Source organism: Sorangium sp. So ce296 (genome assembly GCF_051529605.1).
Lineage (GTDB): Bacteria > Myxococcota_A > Polyangia > Polyangiales > Polyangiaceae > Sorangium > Sorangium cellulosum_D.
This window is the reverse complement of the sequence record NZ_CP150325.1, coordinates 9,582,561-9,602,913: the sequence shown is the minus strand read 5'-3', so window position 1 is coordinate 9,602,913 and position 20,353 is coordinate 9,582,561. Positions and strand designations below refer to the sequence as shown.

Here is a 20,353-nt window from a genome sequence, read left to right as displayed (position 1 = left end):
TACCGCCGAAAAGCGTGCTCAGGACAGGGCCGGGCGCTCCGCCGCTCCGCGGCCAGGTGCGCTCATCGCACCCCCTGGCGCCCGGCTCGCGTCAATTCACGACGGGCACGAACTCCTCGCACGCCTCTTCGATCGCCGTGAGAGCGTTCGTGAGGCCGTCCTCGAGGCGCCCCTGGCAGAGATCCCAGAAGAAGCCGCGGCCGTCGGTGGCGAACGTGTCCACGATCCGCTGCAGGTTGTCGGCCTCATCCGCGTCCCCATAGGCCCCCTCGCAATCGGTCTTCCCGCCGATGCCGAGGAACACGACGTTCTTCGCGTCGCCCTTCACGGCGACGAGCCGATCGTGGATCGCTTGCGGCGTCTGGCGGGGGACGGGCTGCTCGTCCTCATCGGTGATCACCACCACCACGAGGAGCGCGTTGTCGCGGCTGAACCCCGCGTTCTCCGCCTGGGAGAACGGCGGCTCCAGCGCGGCGGCGACGGCGGACGCGGGCTGTTCGTCGTCGTTGTTGCCGCTGCACTCGACATCGTCCACATAAAGATCTGCGGCGCACTGGAACTCGCCCGTCAGGTCGTTGCTCGAGCTATCCATCCACGCTTGTCCGCTCTGGAACGAACATTCGCCCGCGGCGCCGCGCGTGTGGAAATTTGCAGGGAGCGGGCAGGCGTCGATCACGGCCGCGCGGAAGTCTTGGATGCCGCTGATATCGAGCAGCGCCTGCGCGAAGGCCGGGAACACGACCTCGCGCATCGACTCCTTTTCCTCGTTCATGCTCGAGGAGTTGTCGAGCGCGAACACGACATCGACGTGCTCGCACCCCGCGCTGTTCGCGCCGCTGCCCCCCGTCCCGCCGGTCGCTCCGCTGACCCCGTTGCCGAAGGAGCCCCCTCCTTGCCCGATGGGGCCACTCCCCGACCCGAAGATGTCCCCCCCTTGCCCCTGGCTCCCTCCGTTGCTCGCGCCCGGCGAACCGCTGTCCTCGTTGGTGCCCGAGTCGCCGCCGCACGCCACAAGACCCATCATCCCTGCGCAGAGCGCCGCGCACCATGTCCTGAGCTCCATCCCGCACTCCTTCTTCTTCGGGGGCGCTATGCCCTACCCAATCGTCAACGGTCCCGCGACATCGATCGCCGGAACGTGGAGGGTATCACGCGCGTAGCGCCGGCTCCAGCGGATCGGCCGACGGGGGCGACGAGCGTTGCCGTCCCTGCCGCGGGTTTGCGCCGGGGAAGAGGGGGACCTGATCATCCATGCGCCGATGAGCTCGATGATCCATGTGCGCAGCAGCCGCGTGCCTCGATGGCGCGCGCTCGAGAACACCGGTAACCTAAGGGATCGTCGGTCTTCGAGCCGCCCGAGCGCCAAGCGCAGGGCGTCACGTCCTGCGGTGTCGCGGCGGCGGACGATAGCTGCGCGTGGCTCGCGGTCGGGATCTTCCGCTGCGAGCGATACCGGGACCGCCATTGCCCCCCGGAAGCTCCGCTGGGCGAGAAGGCCATCCGTCGCGTTCCGCCGTTCCGCCGTTCCGCCGTTCCGCCGTTCCGCCGTTCCGCAGCGGCGCAAAATTCAGGGTCTCCCTGACCTATTGGTCGGTAAACGCAGCCACTGACGCTCTCTGCGAGCCACCCTACAGTGTGTTGGATCGACCGGGGGGGACGCTGTTCCCAGGACGAACAGGCCTATCGAGGTTCAATCATCGAAGCGCCCGCGTGCGGGTGGGACGCGTACGAGGATCCGGAGGCAGCCGGGCGCCGATTCGACGATTCGCTTCTTTTGGCCTGACGGCATACGCCACTCTCCAACGGCGGTAGGCCCTCGAGGCGACCCGAGCGACGCCGCGCTACGCCCAGCGCTCCGAGAGGACCGCCCGCATCCGGTCGATCCTGAGCGCGCGCTCCAGGGCGCGCCCCTCGAAGGCGCTGAGCAGGGCGGGCAGCGCCTGCCGGGCCAGCGCCAGGAGCGCGCGGCGGCGCACCTCGGGATCGAGCCTGCCCTCGGTCACGATCTGGCTGAAGGCGAGGGCGAGGATCGCCTCGTCGCGCGTGAGCAGGCTGTACTCGTCCTCCTCGCCGAGCGCCTGGACCTCGGCCGCGTCCACGGCGTTCCAGTGGGCGCTCTCCACCTCCCAGCGGGCGAGGAGCGCGTCGAGCAGCTCGATGGGGCTCCCCTTCGGGTGCTCGTCGCGGAAGTCGCGGAACGCGGTGAGCGTCTCGTGCGCCGTCTCGTTGCCGAACGGGGCGGTCTCGTCGGTCAGCGACCAGAAGAACGGGTCGGCGAGGGCAGCGACCGCCCGGGGGTGAGCGTCGTCGGGGGAGAGGTCGGGGAGCTCGGGCGCTTCGGTCATGGAGGAGGGCTTTCCGTCGGGTGAGGCGGGCGCGGCGCCGCTACCTTACCGCGCCGGGACGCCGCGTCACCTCGCCGCGTCACCTCGCCGGGGCGCCGCGCGAGGCCGCGGCGCGGGCCCTCCTCACTTCCAGCGCCACTTGCCCTTGCCCTTTCCCTTGTGCTTGCCCTTGTGGATGACGATGACCCGGCGGCCGTCGTCGTCATCGTCGTCGTGCACCACGACCGTGGGCTTCACGTTGACCTTCACGGCCCACGCGGTGGCGACCAGGATGCCGATCACCGGCGCGCTCGGGCCGACCACGATCACCGAGCCCGGACGGTAGCCGCAGAGGACCACATCCGTGTGCCCGCCCTCCTTCACCACCACCGTGATCTTGGTCGGGTTGACCTTCGCCTTCAGCTTGCCGGTGAAGTAAAGCCGATCGGGCCCGGGCGCGAGCACGATGACGTCGGGGCCCGACGCCGTGTGGATGGCCAGCTTGATCTCGCGCTCGCCGATCGGGACCGGCTTGAGGTTGAGATCGAGCACGTAGACGCGCAGGTCGCCCGTCTCCTTGTCGGCGACGATCTCCACGATGTCGTCCCCGACCGGCTGGAGCACCCCGCCGTTCGGGCCCTTCATCCCATCGACCTTGGTCGCCTGGTTCTCCTTGGCGCTCTCCTGGAGCTCCCGGGTCCCGCCGCGCGGCACGTGCAGCACCCCCGTGAACGGCTCGCCCTTGACCTTGAACTCGTAGCTCACCTCGGTGAGATCGTCCTCGAGCGGCGGGATCTTGGCGCGCAGGACGCCGCCCGACTTGGGTTCCGGCACGAGCTCGGCCTTCACCGCGGCGCCGTCCTTGCCAGGCACCTTGACCGTGAGGTTGCCCGACACGCCCTCCTCGATGGGCTTGCCGCCGCTGTCCTTCACGAGCACCGTCACCTGCCCGTCCTGGGCCACGGTCATGACGACGGAGCCGGGCTCGTGCTGCTCCGTCAGCGCCCAGTTGTCCTCGATGCTCTCCGCCGTGATCTGCGGCGACTTGCTGCAGGCGGGCGCGACGAGCGACGTGGAGACCACCGCGAGCGAGAGGAGCACGGAGCGGAGACAACCCTGGATTCTCATACATCCCTCTTTGGCAAAGCCCGGATCGAGCGCTTCGACTGCGGAGTCCATCGAACGGCGGCCGGGTGAGCCGGCCGCATCGTACCAGAGCGGCCGCGCCCGCGTGGCCGTCCGCCCGCGCCACGGGCGCGCGCCGGCGGCGCCGCGCGGCGCCGCGCGGCCGCCGACCTGTCCCGAGGTGCTCATGGTCCGCATCCCGCCTCACACCTGCTTGCGGGTCACGGACCAGATGAAGCCGTCGTACCAGAAGTGCATCAGCGCGACGGTCTGCGTGAGCGACCAGAGCGCGCGGTCCTCCGCCGGCGCGAGCTCGGCCCACACGCCGTAGGCGAGGACGCCCGCGAGGAAGACGGCCACCGCGATCGGCTTGCCGGCGCGGCGCGCGTCGAGGCGCAGCCGCCGGCGGAGGCGGCCGCCCTCCGACCACCAGACGAGCGCGAGGTACTGCACGGCGTGGAACAGGTTCATGATGAAGAACGCCTGTCCCCAGGGGTTGAACCCCCATGTGTAGATGGAGCAGAGCCCCGTGGTCGCGAACAGCCACACCTTGGGGAACGACACCCGATACCCCCGCCGGTACAGCGAGCGGTAAGCGAGCGCGTAATAGACCAGGAACAAGGTCCCTGCGGCGATGACGCACCAGCGGATGACGCGGTGGTGCGACTCCATCAGCCCCGGGACGGAGGCGAAGAGCGCGGCGCCCACGTCCTCGAAGGCGTCGAAGCTCTGGAAGTGGAGGAGCATCGTCGCGCCCGCCAGGATGGGGCCGACGTAGAGGAGCAGGTTGAGCCAGAGATCCAGCCGGCGGCCGAGCGCCGGCGCGTTCCCCGCGCGGGCGTCGTAGATGCGCCCGAGGCCGAACGTCTGGAGCGCCGAATGGTAGACGTCCCAGAACACGACGAGGACGGTCACGCAAACGACGGCCCACATGGACAGCATCATCGCGGCGAACAGGGCGACCGGCGCCGCGAGGAAGCGGAGCCGGTGCCGCCGGAAGATCTCCGCGTTGCCGTGGCTCCGGAGGAGCACCGCGGCGAGGTGGCCGTGAATGAGCGTCCCGATGAAGAGCCCCGCCCACGTGACCTTCTCCCCGTACAGCCGGAACCGCGCGTCGGTGAACGGCGTCCCCGCGATCAAGGCGCCGGCGGCCAGCGCGACGAGCGGCGGGAGCAGGAAGAAAGCCCAGTCGTACCCCGGGCCGACGATATAGGCCGCCCTGCCCGCGGCGGGGGGCGCGGGAGACGCAGGCTCGGCCCGGGCGCTCATACAGCACGCTCGACCGGGGCGGACCCCGGCTCCGGAGCTGCTGGCGAGAAGCCGATCGTCCACCCCTGCACGGCGAGATGGTCGACGAGCGACAGGAGGAAGAGATTCAGGCCCAGCATCTCCATCGACTCCTCCATGAAGTCGATGAGCGCGTAGACGAGGTTGTCGCTCCCGGCCTGCTCGGTCCAGTACCCGAGCGGCAGCTCCAGGGCGAGGGCGCCGGCGACATAGATGCTGCCCGAGAGCAAGAACCGGTTCCGGGTGCCGCGCGGGAGGTGCGCGAGGAACTTGAGGTACGCGAGCGCGAACGCCGCCACCACGACGACCGCCGGGATCACCCAGCTGAAGTACAGGACGCCGCCCAGATCGAGCCAGGAGCTCGCGGCTTCGTGGATCTCCACGACCTCGTCGAGCGAGATGTACAGGAACGCCGCGGCGAGCCCCCACCAGTGCTTCACGAACCGGCCCCCGCGGCGGGCGCCGGCGGCGATCGCCGCGAGGGTGAGAGAGCACGCGAACAGCAGACACGATGTGTACCACGTGGGCACATTCTGCTCGTAGCTCAGCGAGAGCAGCGGGACGACGCCGCTGCGGCTCTTCAGACCGAGGATCGGCTTGAGCACCTCGACGGCGAGCCCGGCGCCCGCGACGGCCGCCATCGAGGCGAACAGCGCGGTTCGCAGCCTGGCGCTCGCGAGGGTGATCTGCATCGAACATGAACAGATACGCGAGGACGTCTCACGCCGTCAACGCGCCCGGCCCTCGGCCGCGCCGCGCCGCGCGCTGGCGAGCGGCCTCAGGAGAGCTTTGAATGCGGCCTCCGACGCCGTCCGGCGGCGGAGCGCGGCGGGGACGAACTGGCATCGTCGGTCGCGTTCGCCCCTGCTGTCGCGCGCTCGCGCTCGCCGCCGGGACGCGGGCGATCAAGGCGCGCGGTAGGCGACGACCTGGCCTTCGAAGCGGTAATCGCCGCCGCTCGCCCAGAACACGTCCTGACCTTCCGGGGCGACGATGCGCCAGGCGAAGTGCTGGCCGAGCGCGAGCACGACGGTCGTGCCGCTCTCGAGATCGTGCGCGTTGACGCTGCGGTTCCGGCTCGTGTCCGTCGAGAACAGCGTCGAGCCCCGGAGGGCCAGCCCCGCCATCGAGCCCCCCTGGTGGATCAGCGTCTTGGCCCCACCGGCGATCGGCGCCTTGAACACGCCGCCGTCGCCGGTGTTGGCCCAGTAGACGAACTCCGCGTCCACCGCGATCCCGGCCGGCTCCGCCTCGTTCTCGGCGATGACCGTCACCTCCCCGCCCGACTTCGCCACCTTGTAGACCTTGTTGGTGGCTTTGCCGCCGGTCCAGTAGATGTGGTCTGCGTCCTGCGCGAGGTGCTCGGGCTTGCCGGCGCCTTCCGCGAGGACGACGGGCTCGCCGCCGTCGAGCGCCATCTTGTAGATGTTGTGTCCATCGCCGTCGCCGAAATAGATCGACGTTTCGTCGCCGGTGAGGCTCAGCAGATAACCGACCTCGACCAGCGTCTCCATCTCCAGGGTGGATTTGTTGACGCGCTTGATCGCCGACGGGATGACCGGATCGTTGTCGCCGCCGCTCGCCCAGTACACGTCGGTGTCGTTGACCCACAGCGCCGTGGGGTCGGGATCGGGGGGCGTCATCGCCTCCGCCTCGGTGGTGCCCTTCTTGACGCGATAGATGAAGCCGTCGTTCGAGTCTTCAGGCGCGGTGTCCTCGGTGCCGCCGCTCGCGAAATAGAGGTACGCGTCGTCGGCGGCGATCGCCTTCGGGAAGTAGTGCTGGGTCGCCATCGCCGTCGGCGGGATCATCCCGGCAAAGAAGCTGGAGAAATGCGAGGTCTCCGTGATGACGCCGGCGGGAGAGGGGTCGTGACGCTCCATCGGGGCGAAGTCGTCGGAGCCGGTGGGCGCGGTGAAGCCGTAGGCGTCGAGGAAGGTGTTCTCCCCGAGCTCCGCCTCGAGCTCGACGGTGATCGGCAGCGTGAGCGTGATCGGCTTGGCGAACGTCTGCCCCTCAGGGCCGAGGACATACATGGGCCCCACGGCGCCGTCGCGCGTGGCCTCGACGCGCTCGATGGTGAGCCCCGTCGCCGCGCTGACCGCGCCCGGCGGCACATCGATCGTGAAGCCGTCCTCCGCGGTGAAGACGCCGCCCTGGGCGTCGACGGAGAACTGCGGGCTTTCGCCCGGCGTGGCGTCGTCGCCCGCGTACGTCCCCCCGCACGACGCGCTGCCGAGCGCAGCCGCCGCGCACGCCAACACCACGAATGAGGATTTACCCATCGTCTCGCCTCTCCGCGGGCGGTCGTCGCCGCCCCACCCGCACTGGTTGTCCTGGGCGAGCAGTCGCGCCCCGGCTCGCCGGCGGCTCATGAATCGACGCGACGAGATCGGCGCGACGGAGCCGACCGGCCGTGAGGCGGCGCGGAGGTGGGGTGTGATGACCTGGTGAGGCCTTCGCGGCGCGAAGGGCCGTTACCGGCCGGGGAGCGGCAGGCCGGCGTGCGCCGAGAGGCGGGCCATCGCGAGCTTCGCGGCGACGAGCGCCTCCTCCGGCGTGCGGCCCGTGGCCGAGAGGTGGCCCATCTTGCGGCCGGGGCGGGCGATCCGCTTGCCGTAGAGGTGGAGCCGGACGCCCGGGATCTCCAGCGCGGCCTCGAAGGGCGGCTGCGCGCCGTCGAGCCACGCGTCGCCGAGCAGGTTGACGATCGCGGCGGGGCGGACGATCTCGACCGAGCCGAGCGGCAGATCGCAGACGGCGCGGACCGCCTGCTCGAACTGGCTGGTCGCGCAGGCGACCTCGGAGGCGTGGTAGCTGTTGTGCGGCCGCGGGGCGAGCTCGTTGATGAGGAGGCGGCCGTCCTTGAGGAGGAAGAGCTCGACCACGAGCAGGCCCTCCACCCGCAGGCCGACCGCGAGATCGAGCGCGATCTGCACCGCCTGCCCCGTCACCGAGGCCGAGAGGGGGCCGGGCAGCAGCGACCAGTCGAGGATCTGGTCGCGGTGGTGGTTCAGGGCCGGGGGGTAGACCGCCAGCTTGCCGCTCGGGCTCCGCGCGACGAGCACCGAGAGCTCGGCCTCGAGGTCGAGCGCCTGCTCGACCACGCAGCGCTGGCCGCCCAGCGATCCGAAGAGCGCCGCCGCCTCGCGCTCGAGGTCGTCGCCGCCGCCCGGGGACCCGCCCCCCGAGAGCCGCAGCTGCCCCCTGCCGTCGTACCCGCCGACGCACGACTTCACGAAGCACGCCCCGCCCATGGCGCGCGTCGCCGCGAGGAGCTCCGCGCTGGTCGCGACCTCGCGGAAGGGGCCCACCGGGAAGCCGTTGCTCGACAGCCAGCTCTTCTGGACGCCGCGGTCCTGCACCATGCCGAGCACCTCGGCGGACGGGCGCACCGGCGCGAGCCGCGCGGCGGCCGAGAGCCCGGCCGTGGCGACCTTCTCGATCTCGAGCGTCACCACGTCGCACTGCGACGCGAGCTCGGCCGCCTGCGCGGCGTCGTCGAACGAGGCGACGATGCAGCGATCGAGCACCGACCGGGCCGGGCAGTCCGGATCCGGGTCGAGGGCGTGGACCTTGTATCCGAGCGTGCGGGCGGCGAGCGCCGTCATGCGGCCGAGCTGACCGCCGCCGAGGATACCGAGCGTAGAGCCGGGAGCGATGGGCATTTCTGGGACCTGTGAGAACCTGAGGGAGGCAGGGTGAGGCTGGACGAGGCTAGACGATGACCGAGTCGCGGAGCACCGACGCCTCCTGGGCGCTGCGGAACGCGGCGAGGCGCTCGCGGAGCTCGGGGTGCTTGCCCGACAGGATCGCCGCCGCGAACAGGGCGGCGTTGGCGGCGCCGGGCTTGCCGATCGCCATCGTGGCGACCGGGACGCCCTTGGGCATCTGGACGATCGAGAGCAGCGCGTCCATGCCGTTCAGCGCCGTGGCGGGGATGGGCACGCCGATGACCGGGAGCACGGTCTTCGCGGCGACCATCCCGGGCAGGTGGGCGGCGCCGCCCGCGGCGGCGATGATCACCTCGAGCCCGCGGTCCGCGGCCGTGCTCGCGTACTCGAACATCCGGTCCGGCGTGCGGTGCGCCGAGACGACGCGCACCTCGTGCGGGATGCCGAGCTGCGTGAGCAGCTCGCTCGTCACGGCGAGGTGCTCGTAGTCGCTCTTGCCCCCCATGATCACGCCGACCCACGGCTTCTCGGTCGAGCTCGCTCCCATCTCCGTCCTCGTCCGGCCCTCGCCGGCTCCTCCTTGCTCCGTCGTGCTCATCGTTCCGCTCATCACCGACCCATCATCCATCGATCGAGGCGCCGCGCCCCGGTCAGCGCGTGAGCTGCTCTAGCAGGCTCAGGCTCTCGCGCTCCTCCTCGCCGATCTCGCCGTCGGACGAGATCATCTCGCGCGCGGCCGCCAGGAAGAGCTGCCGGTGCGCGCGGGGGATCTTCATCGGATCCAGGTCGTCGGCCGCGGGGGGCACCTCGAGCCAGCTGCGCACCTGCTTGGCCTCCTCCTCGTCGAGCTGGAGCCGCAGGATCATCTTGCGCACGAACGCGCGCTCCTGCTCGCGCACCTGGAGGTCGGCCCAGGCGAACGAGCAGATGAACCGCATCAGCTGGAGGCGTTCTTGGCGAGAGAGCTTGTCGAGCATGGGCGGAGACTCTAGCCCGGATCAGCCGGCGCTTTGTGTGGAATCGGCACGCCGCCCGCCGTAATGGGATTCCCGGACCTCGCCGTTCGCCGTTCGCGCTGCCGCCTCGCGTTCACGCGCCCCGGTCCCTGACCACTTCCGTTTCTTCCCGCTCCTTCCCGCTCTTTCCGCGGTTCCGCGCTGCCCGCCCGCGGCGCCTCAGCGGTACGGGCGCGCGACGCGCCGGCCGCGCAGGAGCGCCGACAGGTGCAGCTGCGCGCCGAGCAGATCGCGCAGGGTCGCGGGGTCCTCGAGCGGCGCCGGCACCGTGATCACGATGGCGTGCGGCGCGATCCGCAGCGCGTGCGTGCGGGCCCGCAGGCGCTTCACCGCCTCGCGCGCGCCGGGCGAGGCCGCGCGCAGCTGCTCGGGATCGTCGGGGTCGAGCGCCGCGTCGAGCGGCGGATCGAGCACCAGCGTGACCTCGGAGCGCTCGGGGTGGGGGCCTCGCTCGAAGCACGTGTCGATGTGGAACGTGGCGCCGTCGAGCTGCGCGTCGCGGATGCGCATGCGGCCGACCTCGAAGCGGCCGTGGACCTCGGCCGCGAACCGCTCCCACGCCGGGCGCATGCCGGCCATCGGCGTGGGCGGCGGGATGCGCGCGGACGCCGCGGTGATCTCGGCCGCCAGCGCGGCGAGGTGATCCAGGAACGCGCCGAGCCACGGCTGGTCGTGGCCCGGCGTGCGGGACCGGACCGACACGTGCTCGTCGTCGAGCCGGACGTCGTCGAAGGCGAGCAGCGCCCTGCGCAGCGGCCCCGCGACGACCGCGCGGACCTGGCCGGGGTCGCGCCCGCGCACGCGGTAGCGGCGGCCGAAGCCCTCGTCGTCCTCGGAGGCGAGCGCGAGCAGGAAGCGCTTCACGCCGACCTCCAGATCGAGCCCCCACGACGGCCAGCGCAGCTCGCCCACGAGCGCGCCGCTCGACGACGAGCCCGCGTCGATCCACACCGACGCCGCGCAGCCGGAGAGCGCGCCCGAGAGGCGCAGCTCCAGCGGATCGAGCGACAGGCCGTGGCGCGCGCCGACCGCGCCCCAGACCGCGCGCCACCGCCCCGAGCCGATCTGCCGGCGGATCGCGCCGAGGCCGGGCGGCCGGTCGAAGACGCCGAGCACGAGCGGCGTCGTGTGGACGACGCCGTCCGCTCGCGCGAGCTCGACGCGCACCTCGAGCCCCCAGACCAGGGCGACCCACCCGGCGTCGAACGAGGGCGCGACGGAGCGGGGGATCCGGAACCGGAAGGGCAGCTCCCGCCCCTCGTCGCGGCTGTCCGCGCGGCGGAAGGCGGTGAAGCGGTGCGCCTCGGTCGCGCGGTTCGACGCGGCGGGGCCGCCGCTGAGGAGGCGCTCGACGCCGACCAGCGAGATCTCCATCCCGCGCACGCCGCGGCCCTGCACGTTGCCGAGCGCCACCGCCCCCGAGATCTCGTCGCCCGGCGCGAAGACCTGATCGTCGAGCGAGACCTCGATGAAGGGGCTGTCGCCGCGCGCGGTGGTGCCCGCGACCGGCGATCGGGGCGGGCGCGTGACCGGGCGCGGCGTGACGAGCACCTCGTACGACTCCTGGACGTCGAGCCACCACGGGATCGCGATGGAGAGCGTGATGCCGTAGCGGATCTCGGCGCGGGTGCCGAGGTACGAGCAGGGCGCGTCGGCCGGGAGCGGGAAGCTCGCGCGGTAGCGCTGCTCGCCCTCGGGGAGCGTCGTCTCGCCCGCGAGGCGGGCGACGAGCGAGAGGAAGTGGGGCGGCACGAGGACGCGCTCCTCGACGCGGGCGATCTGCATGCCCTCCAGGTGGAGCGCGATGGAGTCGACGGGCGTCCTCGCGCGGCTGCGCAGCACGAGCTCGACGAGGACGACGTCGCCCGGGTGGACGGTCCTGGACATCCGGAGCTCGACGTCGGGTCGGCTGCGCATGGCGAACGGCTCAGCGCGGCGGGCGCGGGCTCACTTCACGAGCGGCGCCGGGACGGCGAGGCGGAGCGGCCCTCGGGGAGCGCCGCGCTCGAAGACCTCCCCGCGGCGATCGGCGACCCCGAGGCGCAGGAGGCCGTCGGCGCGCACGAGCGCGAAGGGGGCGCGCGGGACCGGCGCGTCGCGGGACGAGCCGCCCCGGCCCGCGTCGAACGGGACGACGAAGACCGCGACGTCCTCGGCGCCGGCGGGCGGCGCGCCGGGCGAGGCGGCGCTGGCGCAGCGCCCCGCGACCGAGGCGTTCCGGTCCTCGCCGGCGCAGCGGGCGAGCGCGCGGCGATCGGCGTCGGCGCCGCCCTGCGCGAGGTGGTCGGCGGCGGCGAGGCGGACGGCCTCGGCGGGGTCGCGCGCGAGCAGGTCGCGGGCCGCGGCGCCGTCGCAGCGCGCCCGGGCGACGGTGAGGCCGGCGAGGGCGTTGGCGCGGACGTAGGGGCGCGCGTCGGCGAGCGCGCCGCAGAGCGCCGCGGCCGCGCGCGCGGGCTGGCCGGCGCGGCCCGCGGCGCGCCCGATCGCGCCCGCCGCGTTGCCCGCCACGGCGGCGTCGGGGTCCTTGAGGAGCGGCTGGAGCAGCGGCAGCGCGTCCCGGTCGCCCACGGCGCCGAGCGACCAGACCGCGTTGGCGCGGACGCCCGGATCCGGATCGCCCGCGAGCTTGCGGAGCGCGGCGGCGGCCTCCGGGTGCCCGGCGAGCGCCTCGGCGATCTTGCGGCGGTCGTCGATCGGCGCCGCCGAGGCCATCCGCGCGAGCGCGGCGCCCGCGGCCTGCCCGGGCATGCGGCCGAGCCCCTCCAGGAGCGCGTCGCGCGCGGCGTCCGGCGCGCTCGCGATGGCGGCCGCGACGTCGCGGGCGAGGCCCGCGCTGCCGCCGTCCTTCGCGTCGTTCGCGTCCTTCGCGTCCTTGCCGTCGTCCGGGACGCGCGACAGCGCGCCCGAGAGGGCGATGCCGAGCGCGCCGCGGTCCTGCTCGGCGGCGACGGTGAGGCGCTGGAGCAGCGCGCGCGCGCTCCCCGGGCCGGCGACGCGCGAGAGCGCGATCGCCGCGCGGAGGCGCACGTCGGCCGACTCGTCGTCGAGCGCCTCGAGCAGCGCGGCGTCCACGGCGGCGCCGAGCTCGCCGGCGGCGCGCGCCGCGCCGAGCGCCTCGATCACGGCGAGGCGGAGCGGCGCGGAGCGGGCCTTCGCGAGGGGCAGCAGCACCTCCTGGGCGCGCGGCGAGCCGGTGCGGCCGAGGAGCTGGACGAGGGCGAGCTTCTCGTCGGGCGGGGTGGCCGGGTCGACCAGCAGGGCGCGCGCGGGGTCGACCGCGCGCCCGTCGGGCCGCGCGGGATCGAGCAGCGCGGTCGCGGCGCGGATCGCCTCGCGGCGGACCGAGGGATCGGCGTCGCCGAGCAGCTCGAGCACGCTGGGCAGCGCCGCGGGGTCGCCGAGCGCGCCGAGGGCGCGGAGCCCGTGCCGGAGCGGGACGACGCCGCGCTGCATCGCCCGGACGATGGCGGGCAGCCCTTCCCTGGCCTTGAGCTCGCCGAGCACGAGGGCGGCGCCCGCCGCGGTGTTGGGCGACGGCGCGGCCCCGAGCGCGCCGACGAGCGCGGGGACGGCGGTGCCCTTGCGAGCGTTCGCGGCGCCGGCGCTCCCCGCGCCGCCGCCGGGCGAGGGCGCAGGAGCGGGCGCCGCCGACGCAGCGGGCGCCGCAGCCGCAGCGGGCGCAGCCGCCGCCGACGGCCTCCCGGCGGTGACCAGCGCGTCGCGGACCGCGGACCGCGGCGCCGCGGGGTCGTCCTTCGCGAGCGCCGCGAGCAGCACCTTCACCGCCGCGTCGGTGCCGATGCGGCCGAGCGCCCGGAGCGCCGCCTCGCGCACGTCGTTGCTCGAGGTGCCGCTGTCGGTCGGGCGCGCTCCGAGGAACGCGCCTGTGGGCAGCGGCGACGCCGCGACGAGATCGGCGATCGCGGACGTCGCCTCGTCCGAGCGCAGCCGGCCGAGGGCGGTCACCGCCTCGACGCGGACGTCCTGGGATGCGTCCTGGAGCGCGAGGATGAGCGCGCTGACCGCGCGCGCGTCCCCGAGCTCTCCGAGCGCCCGCGCCGTGGCCCGGCGGACCTCCGGGACCGAGTCCTGCACCTTGCCGATGAGCGGCACGACGGCGCGCGCGTCGCCGATCCGGCCGAGCGCGCGCGCGACCTCCGCGCGCACCTCCGGCGCGGTGTCGTCGAGGTGGCCGAGCAGCGGCGAGACGGCGTCCGGGAGGCCCGCCGCGCCCATGGCGGCGGCGGCGGCGAGGCGGACGTGCGGGTCGGGATCGCCGAGCACCCGGCCGAGGGCGACGACGGAGCGGTCGGTGGGCGCGGCGCGGATCACGTCGCAGGCCGCGAGCCGCAGGCGCGCGTCGCCCTCGCCGAGCCACTCGATCACGAGGTCTCCAGCGCGCGGCATCCGGAAGCGCACGGCCGCCCCGGCGAGGTGCAGCCGCACCTCGACGTCCGGGTCGCTCATGCCCTTCTGGATGAGCGCGATCGCCGTCTCCGGGGCGAGCTCGCCGACGCGGGTCGCGGCGAGGCGCCGCTCCGAGACGTCGCCCGACGTGAGCGCGCGCGCGATCTGCTCCGGCACGTTGGGCCAGAGGAACGCGGCGGCGTCCCCGGGCGGCGCGAGCGCGGCGGCCGAGGCGGCGACGACGAGCAGGACCTGCGGGAGCCGGCGCAGCGGCGAGACGGTACGGCGCACGACCCGAGCGTAGTACAGCGGCCGCGGCTGCGTCATGGCCGTTCCAGGCGGCCCGGACGCCTCGGGCGGGGGCGCCGGGCGGACAGGACCGCCGGAGCGCCGGTGCGAGGGCGCCGCCGCGCCTCGAGCAGCGCCGGCCTCCGGGCGCTCCCGCAACCGTCCTCGGCGTGCAACAGTCGAGCGAGGTGCCCGACATGACTCCCTTTTCCGTTCTCGACCTGTCACCCATCGTCCAGGGCGGAGACGCCTCCCAGGCCTTCCGCAACACGCTCGACCTCGCCCGCCACGCCGAGCGGCTCGGCTACCGTCGCTTCTGGCTGGCCGAGCACCACAACATGGGCGGCGTGGCCAGCGCCGCGACCGCGGTCGTGATCGCGCACGTGGCCGGCGGCACCCGGGCGATCCGCGTCGGCGCGGGCGGGATCATGTTGCCGAACCACGCGCCGCTGATCATCGCCGAGCAGTTCGGCACGCTGGCGTCGCTCTTTCCGGGGCGCATCGACCTGGGCCTCGGGCGGGCTCCGGGCACCGACCCGGTCACCGCCCGCGCGCTGAGGCGCAACCTCGCCGGCGACGTCGACAGCTTCCCCCAGGACGTGCTGGAGCTGATGGGCTACTTCCGCCCGGCGGAGCCTGGCCAGCTGGTGCAGGCCGTGCCCGGCGCCGGCCTGGACGTGCCGATCTGGATCCTCGGCTCCAGCCTGTTCGGCGCGCAGCTCGCCGCGGCGCTGGGGCTCCCGTACGCCTTCGCCTCGCACTTCGCGCCGGGCCACATGGCGCAGGCGATCGCGCTGTACCGCCGGGAGTTCCGCCCCTCGGCGCAGCTCGCGCAGCCCCACGTCATGCTGGGGATCAACGTGTTCGCCGCCGACACCGACGAGGAGGCTCGCCGGCTCTCGACCTCGCTCCAGCAGGCGTTCGTCAACCTGCGCCGCGGCCGGCCGGGGCCCCTGCCGCCGCCGGTCGACGGCTTCGAGCGCGAGCTGAGCCCGACGGAGCGCGCCGGCCTCGATCAGGCGCTGTCCTGCACGGTCGTGGGCTCGCCCGAGGCCGTGCGCCACGGGCTGGCCGCGTTCATCGCCCGGACCCGCGCCGACGAGCTCATGGTGAGCTCGTCGATCTTCGATCATGCCGCGCGCGTGCGCTCGCTCGAGATCACGGCCGAGGCGCGCGACGAGCTCGCCCGGGCCGGGTGAAGCGCCTCGCCCACGGCGCGGGCGCGCGCCGGGCTCAGCGCCTCACCCCGGGTCGATCCGGTAGATGCGCCCCGTGTTGAACATCACCACATAGATCTCCCCGGCGGCGTCCTCTCCGAACGACGCCGGGAGCCCGTTCGGGCTCAGCGCGGAGGTGAGCTCGACGCGATCGGTCGCGGCCTTGCCGTCCCACACGAAGGAGAAGAAGCGGCCTGTCACGTAATCCCCATACAGGTACCGGCCGCGCAGACACGGGATCTTCGCCCCGCGATAGACATACCCGCCGATGATCGAGCCCGCCTCGCTGCGGGGGTGCTCCACCGCGGGCGGGAGCCCGCGCGGCTTGCACGTCGCGCCCGGAGGATAGCAATGGGCGCCCTCCATCGCCTCCCAGCCGTAATCGTTCCTGCCCTGGCCAGGGCGCTCCACCAGGATCTCCTCCCAGCTCTTCTGGCCCACGTCGCCGATGTACAGATCCCCCGTGAGCCGGTCGAAGCTGAACCGCCACGGGTTGCGGAGCCCGTAATCCCAGATCATCGGATCGCCGCTGGTCATGTTGCCCGCCGGCGCCTTGGTCGGCTGATCGACGTCGATGCGGAGGATCTTGCCGAGCTTCGAGGTGAGATCGGCCGCCGGGCTCGGCGATCGCGCGGAGTCGCCGATCGCGGCGTACAGGTAACCGTCCTTGCCGAAGGCGAGCATGCCGCCGACGTGGTTCCAGGCGCCGTGCTTCACGTCGACGAGCGACCGGACCGGCTCGGGATGGGCGGTGTCGGCGCCCTGCGCGGCGCGCTTCCACTCCTCGATCACCACGTTGCCGCGCGGGGCGGACGAATAGTGGAGCCAGAAGCGCCCGTTCTTCGCGTACTCCGGGTGGAAGGCGAGCCCGAGCAGGCCGCCCTCCGCGTTCGGCGTCGGAAAGAACACGCGCGATCGCACGTCGAGGAAGGGCGCCGGCTGGACCGCGCCGTCCTTGACGAGCCGGAGGGTCCCCGCCTTCTCGAGCACCACGAGGCGCGCCGGATCGCCGGGCGGCGCGGCGACGTACGTCGGCTGTTCGAGCCCGCTCGCGACGAGCGTGAGCTTCAGCGGCGGGACGCCGCCGCACTTCGCCGGGCGGGCGAGCTCCGCCGCGTTCGCCGGCGGCGCCGCGGGCGCGGCTTGCGCGGCGGCCGCGCCGTCCGCCGCGGCGGGCGCCGGCCCAGGGGCCGCAGCGCCCGCCTGGGCCGCCGGCGGGGACGCGTTCCCTGCCGCGGCCGGACCGGCGGCGACGCCCTCGCGCGGCTCTTCGGGCGGCCCCGCGACCTGCACGCGCCGGTCGCAGGCGGCTACACTGCCCGCGAGCAGGAGGCACCAGGCGGTCCGATGGCACGCTCTCGTCAGCCAGGCAGCGCGCCCCGCGCGCCGGTGGATCGGTCTCTCGGGCAAGCGGACACCTCCGCCTCCACCTTCATCATGAGCGGCCACCTCTGGCAAGCCGTGCTCGCATCGCTGCTGCTGGCGAGCTGCGGCGGCTGCGGCGCACAGGAGACGCCCCAGGCCGATCGCCTCCCTGCCTCGGCCCCGCCCGTCCCGGTCGGCCCGCACGCCGGAGCGGCCGCGCGCGACGCCGGAGCGGGCGAGCGCTCCGGCGAGAGCGCGCCCGCGGCGCCCCGGGAGCCGCCTTGCAAGGACGGCGACACGGACCCTCACGATCTCCGCTGTACCGGCCTGTACAGCGACTTCGGCGCGCGCTCGCTCGCGGCGAGCGTCCGCGAGTTCAAGCCGGCTTTCGAGCTGTGGAGCGACGGCGCCGAGAAGACGCGATGGATCTACCTCCCTCCGGGCTCGACCATCGATGTCTCCAGGATGAACGACTGGATCTTCCCCGTCGGCGCCAAGCTGTGGAAGGAGTTCCGGACGCCCGCGTCCGCCGGGGGCCGCCGGCTCGAGACGAGGCTCCTCTGGAAGACCGCGGAGGATCGCTGGACGCGCGCCACCTACGTCTGGTCCGAGGACGGCGAAAGCGCGCTGCAGGTCAAGGCCGGTGTCCCCCACGTGCCCGGCGCGGACGGCTATGCGATCCCGGCGCAGGTCGACTGCATCCGCTGCCATGCGGGCAAGACCGACAACCCGCTCGGCTTCGAGGCCGTCCAGCTCGCCGCGCGCGGCGCGGGCGGCCTGACGTATCCCGAGCTGGTCCAGCGCGGCCTGCTCTCGACGAGCGCCGGCGGCCCGCTGCCCAGCGCGGCCGCGCTCGAGGTGCCCGGGACCGAGGCGGAGCGGCGCGCCCTCGGCCTGCTCCACGCGAACTGCGGCGTCTCGTGCCACCATCCGCTCGGCGTCGCGACGCACTTCGAGCTGCGCCTCGACATCGACGCTGCCGGCCGGGTCGGCGACGTGCGCGGCACGCGCGCCTACCAGACGGCGATCAACCAGCCAGCGAAGCTGCGCCCGCCCGGCGCGCCGCCGGGAGCGCGCTATTACCGGCTGAGGCCCCGCGATCCGGATCGCAGCACCCTGCTGCGCGCCATGGCCCGGCGCGACGCGCCCGGCGCGCCGCCCGAGCAGATGCCGCCGCTCGCGACCCGCCGCGTCGACGAGGACGCCGTCGCCGCGGTCCGCGCCTGGATCGAGGCGATGACGCCCGCCGCCGGCTACCCGCCGGCCGCGCCCTGAGCGCCGCGCGCTGGAGGCGCCCTCGCCGGCCTCGGGTGGCTGCCCGCAGCCGGAGGGCCTATCCTCCGGCCATGCCGCCCGTTGCGCTGAAGAAGGCGCCCGCCACGGTCGCCGACCTCCTCGCCATCCCGGAGCCGGAGCGGTTCCACGAGATCATCGGCGGCGACCTCGTGCGCAAGGCCATGCCGAGCCCGCGCCACGGCAGCTCCCAGGCGCGCCTCACCATCCGGCTCGGCGGCCCGTACGATCGTCGCCCCGGCGGGCCGTGGCCCGGCGGGTGGCGCTTCCTGACCGAGACCGAGGTCCAGCTCGAAAACAGCGAGATCTACCGCCCGGATATCGCCGGCTGGCGCAGGGAGCGGCTGCCCGAGCTCCCCAGGGAGAGTCCCGTCCTGGTGCGACCGGACTGGGTCTGCGAGATCCTCTCGCCCTCCAACGAGCGCAACGACGTCGTGAAGAAGATGCGCACTTACAAGCGCTCGGGCGTACCTCATTACTGGCTCATCGATCCGATCGCCGAGACGCTCATCGTGTATCGCTGGACGGAGGACGGTTATCTCCTGGTCCTGGACGCCCAGGGAGAGGAGCGCGTCCACGCCGAGCCCTTCGAGGCCGTCGCGTTCTCGGTGCACGGCCTGCTCGACGGCGACGACGACGGCTGACGAGCACGGGCGAGCGTCCGGCCTGACCGCGCCGGAGCCCCTGCGCGCGCCGTCTCCAGCCGCCTCCGCCCGCCCGCCCGCCGCCGTCCGAGGCGCTGGCTCGCAGGGCGCACCGGAGATCGGTGAAGGGAGCGCGCCGGAAACGCCCTCGCGCGCGCGCCGGGCCGTGGTGATCGCGGCTGCCGGGCTTCATGCTCCCGGCGGTCGCAGCGCCGCGCGGCCCCGGCAGGCGCCGGCGCGCCGCGCGCACGGCACCGGCGGACGCCCCGCCCCTGCCCGAGGAGCGCCCGCGACCACGACCGGGGGGAACACGTCACGTGAAGCAGCCGAAAGAGATCAAGAAGGCAGAGGGCAAGCTCGCGGTCCTGCTGCCGGGGCTGGGCGCCGTCGCCACGACGACCATCGCGGGCACCCTGCTCGCGCGGCGCGGGCTCGCCCCGCCGATCGGGTCGCTCACGCAGCTGGGCACGATCCGGCTCGGCCGGCGCACCGACCACCGCGCGCCGAGGATCAAGGATTTCCTGCCGCTCGCGGCGCTCGATCAGCTGGCGTTCGGCGCGTGGGACATCTTCCCCGACAACGCCTACGAGTCGGCGCGGCACGCGGACGTGCTCGAGCGCCGCCACCTCGACGCCGTCCGCGACGAGCTCGAGCGGATCCGGCCGATGCCCGCGGTGTTCTACCCGGAGTACGTGCGGCGGCTCCACGGCACCCACGTGAAGAAGGGCGCGAGCAAGGCCGAGATGGTGGAGCAGGTCCGGGAAGATCTCCGCGCCTCCTTGCGCGACAGCGGCGCCGCGCGCGCCGTGGCCGTCTGGTGCGGCTCGACCGAGGTGCACATCGCGCCCGCGGAGGTCCACCAGTCGATGGCGCGCTTCGAGTCGGGGCTCGCCGAGGACCACCCGGCCATCTCGAGCTCCCAGATCTACGCCTGGGCCTGCCTGAAGGAGCGCATCCCGTTCGCGAACGGCGCCCCGAACCTCACCGTCGACTTCCCCGCCGCGTGGGAGCTCGCGCGCAAGCAGGAGGTGCCGATCGCCGGCAAGGACTTCAAGACCGGCCAGACGCTCATGAAGACCGTGATCGCCCCGGGGCTCAAGGCGCGGATGCTCGGCGTCGCGGGGTGGTTCTCCACGAACATCCTCGGCAACCGCGACGGCGAGGTGCTCGACGACCCGGAGTCGTTCCGGTCGAAGGAGGTCTCGAAGCTCGGGGTGCTGGAGCACATCCTGAAGCCCGATGTCCATGGCGAGCTCTACGGCAAGCTCTTTCACAAGGTGCGGATCGAGTACTACCCCCCTCGGGGCGACGCCAAGGAGGGCTGGGACAACATCGATCTCGTCGGCTGGCTCGGCTACCCGATGCAGATGAAGATCAACTTCCTCTGCCGCGACTCGATCCTCGCCGCGCCGATCGTGCTCGACCTCGCGCTGCTCCTGGATCTCGCGCAGCGCGCCGGGCTGAGCGGCACGCAGGAGTGGCTGAGCTTCTACTGGAAGAGCCCGATGACCGCGCCGGCCCTGTACCCGGAGCACGACCTCTTCATCCAGTCGATGAAGCTCAAGAACACGATGCGCTGGCTCATGGGGGAAGACCTCATCACCCACCTGGGCAACGAGTATTACGACTGAAGGGAGGGCGCTGCCGGAGCCCGGCGGTCGCGCCGCGGAGCTCCGGACGCAGGGCGCGGCGCGCGCAGGCGTGGGGGCGCCG

Annotated in this window: 16 protein-coding genes; 4 read left to right on the top strand and 12 right to left on the bottom strand. The window is 73.5% G+C overall.

Annotated elements, in window-relative coordinates; genetic code table 11:
- Nucleotides 1-91: 91 nt before the first annotated feature.
- From WME98_RS35620 to WME98_RS35570, 11 genes are all read right to left on the bottom strand, one after another.
- Nucleotides 92-1,063, bottom strand: coding sequence for a hypothetical protein (locus WME98_RS35620; RefSeq protein ID WP_437337123.1), 972 nt, complete (start codon nucleotides 1,061-1,063; stop codon nucleotides 92-94).
- A gap of 778 nt (nucleotides 1,064-1,841) precedes the next feature.
- A complete protein-coding gene (locus tag WME98_RS35615) occupies nucleotides 1,842-2,345 on the bottom strand; it encodes a hypothetical protein (RefSeq protein ID WP_437337122.1) in 504 nt (167 codons plus the stop codon).
- 123 nt (nucleotides 2,346-2,468) lie between these two features.
- Nucleotides 2,469-3,452 carry a hypothetical protein gene (locus tag WME98_RS35610; protein WP_061624310.1) on the bottom strand — a complete coding sequence of 328 codons (984 nt, stop codon included), beginning with the start codon at nucleotides 3,450-3,452 and terminating at the stop codon, nucleotides 2,469-2,471.
- 201 nt (nucleotides 3,453-3,653) lie between these two features.
- Nucleotides 3,654-4,718: a hypothetical protein gene (locus WME98_RS35605; protein ID WP_437946075.1), complete on the bottom strand. Its 1,065-nt coding sequence runs from the start codon at nucleotides 4,716-4,718 to the stop codon at nucleotides 3,654-3,656.
- The gene (locus WME98_RS35600) at nucleotides 4,715-5,428 is read right to left on the bottom strand and encodes a hypothetical protein (RefSeq protein ID WP_437946074.1); all 714 of its coding nucleotides are present in this window, start codon (nucleotides 5,426-5,428) and stop codon (nucleotides 4,715-4,717) included. Before WME98_RS35600 ends, WME98_RS35605 begins: the two co-directional genes overlap by 4 nt.
- Nucleotides 5,429-5,641: 213 nt before the next feature.
- Nucleotides 5,642-7,021 (bottom strand): DUF5050 domain-containing protein, encoded by a 1,380-nt coding sequence (locus WME98_RS35595; protein ID WP_437946073.1) that lies wholly within the window; start codon nucleotides 7,019-7,021, stop codon nucleotides 5,642-5,644.
- A 192-nt stretch (nucleotides 7,022-7,213) separates the two neighbouring features.
- Nucleotides 7,214-8,404 (bottom strand): 5-(carboxyamino)imidazole ribonucleotide synthase, encoded by a 1,191-nt coding sequence (gene purK, locus WME98_RS35590; protein WP_437946072.1) that lies wholly within the window; start codon nucleotides 8,402-8,404, stop codon nucleotides 7,214-7,216.
- Nucleotides 8,405-8,453: 49 nt separating this feature from the next.
- On the bottom strand, nucleotides 8,454-9,008 hold the full coding sequence (purE, locus tag WME98_RS35585) for a 5-(carboxyamino)imidazole ribonucleotide mutase (protein WP_437946071.1): 555 nt from the start codon (nucleotides 9,006-9,008) through the stop codon (nucleotides 8,454-8,456).
- 52 nt (nucleotides 9,009-9,060) lie between these two features.
- Complete coding sequence (locus WME98_RS35580; RefSeq protein WP_020734229.1) at nucleotides 9,061-9,387, bottom strand: TerB family tellurite resistance protein; 327 nt, start codon at nucleotides 9,385-9,387, stop codon at nucleotides 9,061-9,063.
- Nucleotides 9,388-9,585: 198 nt separating this feature from the next.
- Nucleotides 9,586-11,343: a hypothetical protein gene (locus tag WME98_RS35575; protein WP_437946070.1), complete on the bottom strand. Its 1,758-nt coding sequence runs from the start codon at nucleotides 11,341-11,343 to the stop codon at nucleotides 9,586-9,588.
- Nucleotides 11,344-11,373: 30 nt separating this feature from the next.
- Entirely contained in the window at nucleotides 11,374-14,160 is a 2,787-nt protein-coding gene (locus WME98_RS35570) for a HEAT repeat domain-containing protein (protein WP_437946069.1), read from the bottom strand.
- A gap of 158 nt (nucleotides 14,161-14,318) precedes the next feature.
- On the opposite strand from WME98_RS35570, the gene WME98_RS35565 reads away from it, so the two are divergent.
- Entirely contained in the window at nucleotides 14,319-15,320 is a 1,002-nt protein-coding gene (locus tag WME98_RS35565; protein WP_437337114.1) for an LLM class flavin-dependent oxidoreductase, read from the top strand.
- 42 nt (nucleotides 15,321-15,362) lie between these two features.
- Here the strand turns inward: WME98_RS35565 and WME98_RS35560 are convergent, their stop codons facing one another.
- On the bottom strand, nucleotides 15,363-16,631 hold the full coding sequence (locus WME98_RS35560; RefSeq protein ID WP_437946068.1) for a PQQ-dependent sugar dehydrogenase: 1,269 nt from the start codon (nucleotides 16,629-16,631) through the stop codon (nucleotides 15,363-15,365).
- Between the two features lie 54 nt (nucleotides 16,632-16,685).
- On the opposite strand from WME98_RS35560, the gene WME98_RS35555 reads away from it, so the two are divergent.
- The 3 genes from WME98_RS35555 to WME98_RS35545 all read left to right on the top strand — a co-directional run bounded on the left by WME98_RS35555 (nucleotide 16,686) and on the right by WME98_RS35545 (nucleotide 20,271).
- Nucleotides 16,686-17,978, top strand: a complete 1,293-nt coding sequence (locus tag WME98_RS35555) for a hypothetical protein (protein ID WP_437946067.1) — start codon at nucleotides 16,686-16,688, stop codon at nucleotides 17,976-17,978.
- 71 nt (nucleotides 17,979-18,049) lie between these two features.
- Nucleotides 18,050-18,640 carry a Uma2 family endonuclease gene (locus tag WME98_RS35550; RefSeq protein WP_437946066.1) on the top strand — a complete coding sequence of 197 codons (591 nt, stop codon included), beginning with the start codon at nucleotides 18,050-18,052 and terminating at the stop codon, nucleotides 18,638-18,640.
- 317 nt (nucleotides 18,641-18,957) lie between these two features.
- Nucleotides 18,958-20,271: an inositol-3-phosphate synthase gene (locus WME98_RS35545; RefSeq protein WP_437337111.1), complete on the top strand. Its 1,314-nt coding sequence runs from the start codon at nucleotides 18,958-18,960 to the stop codon at nucleotides 20,269-20,271.
- Nucleotides 20,272-20,353: the final 82 nt, after the last annotated feature.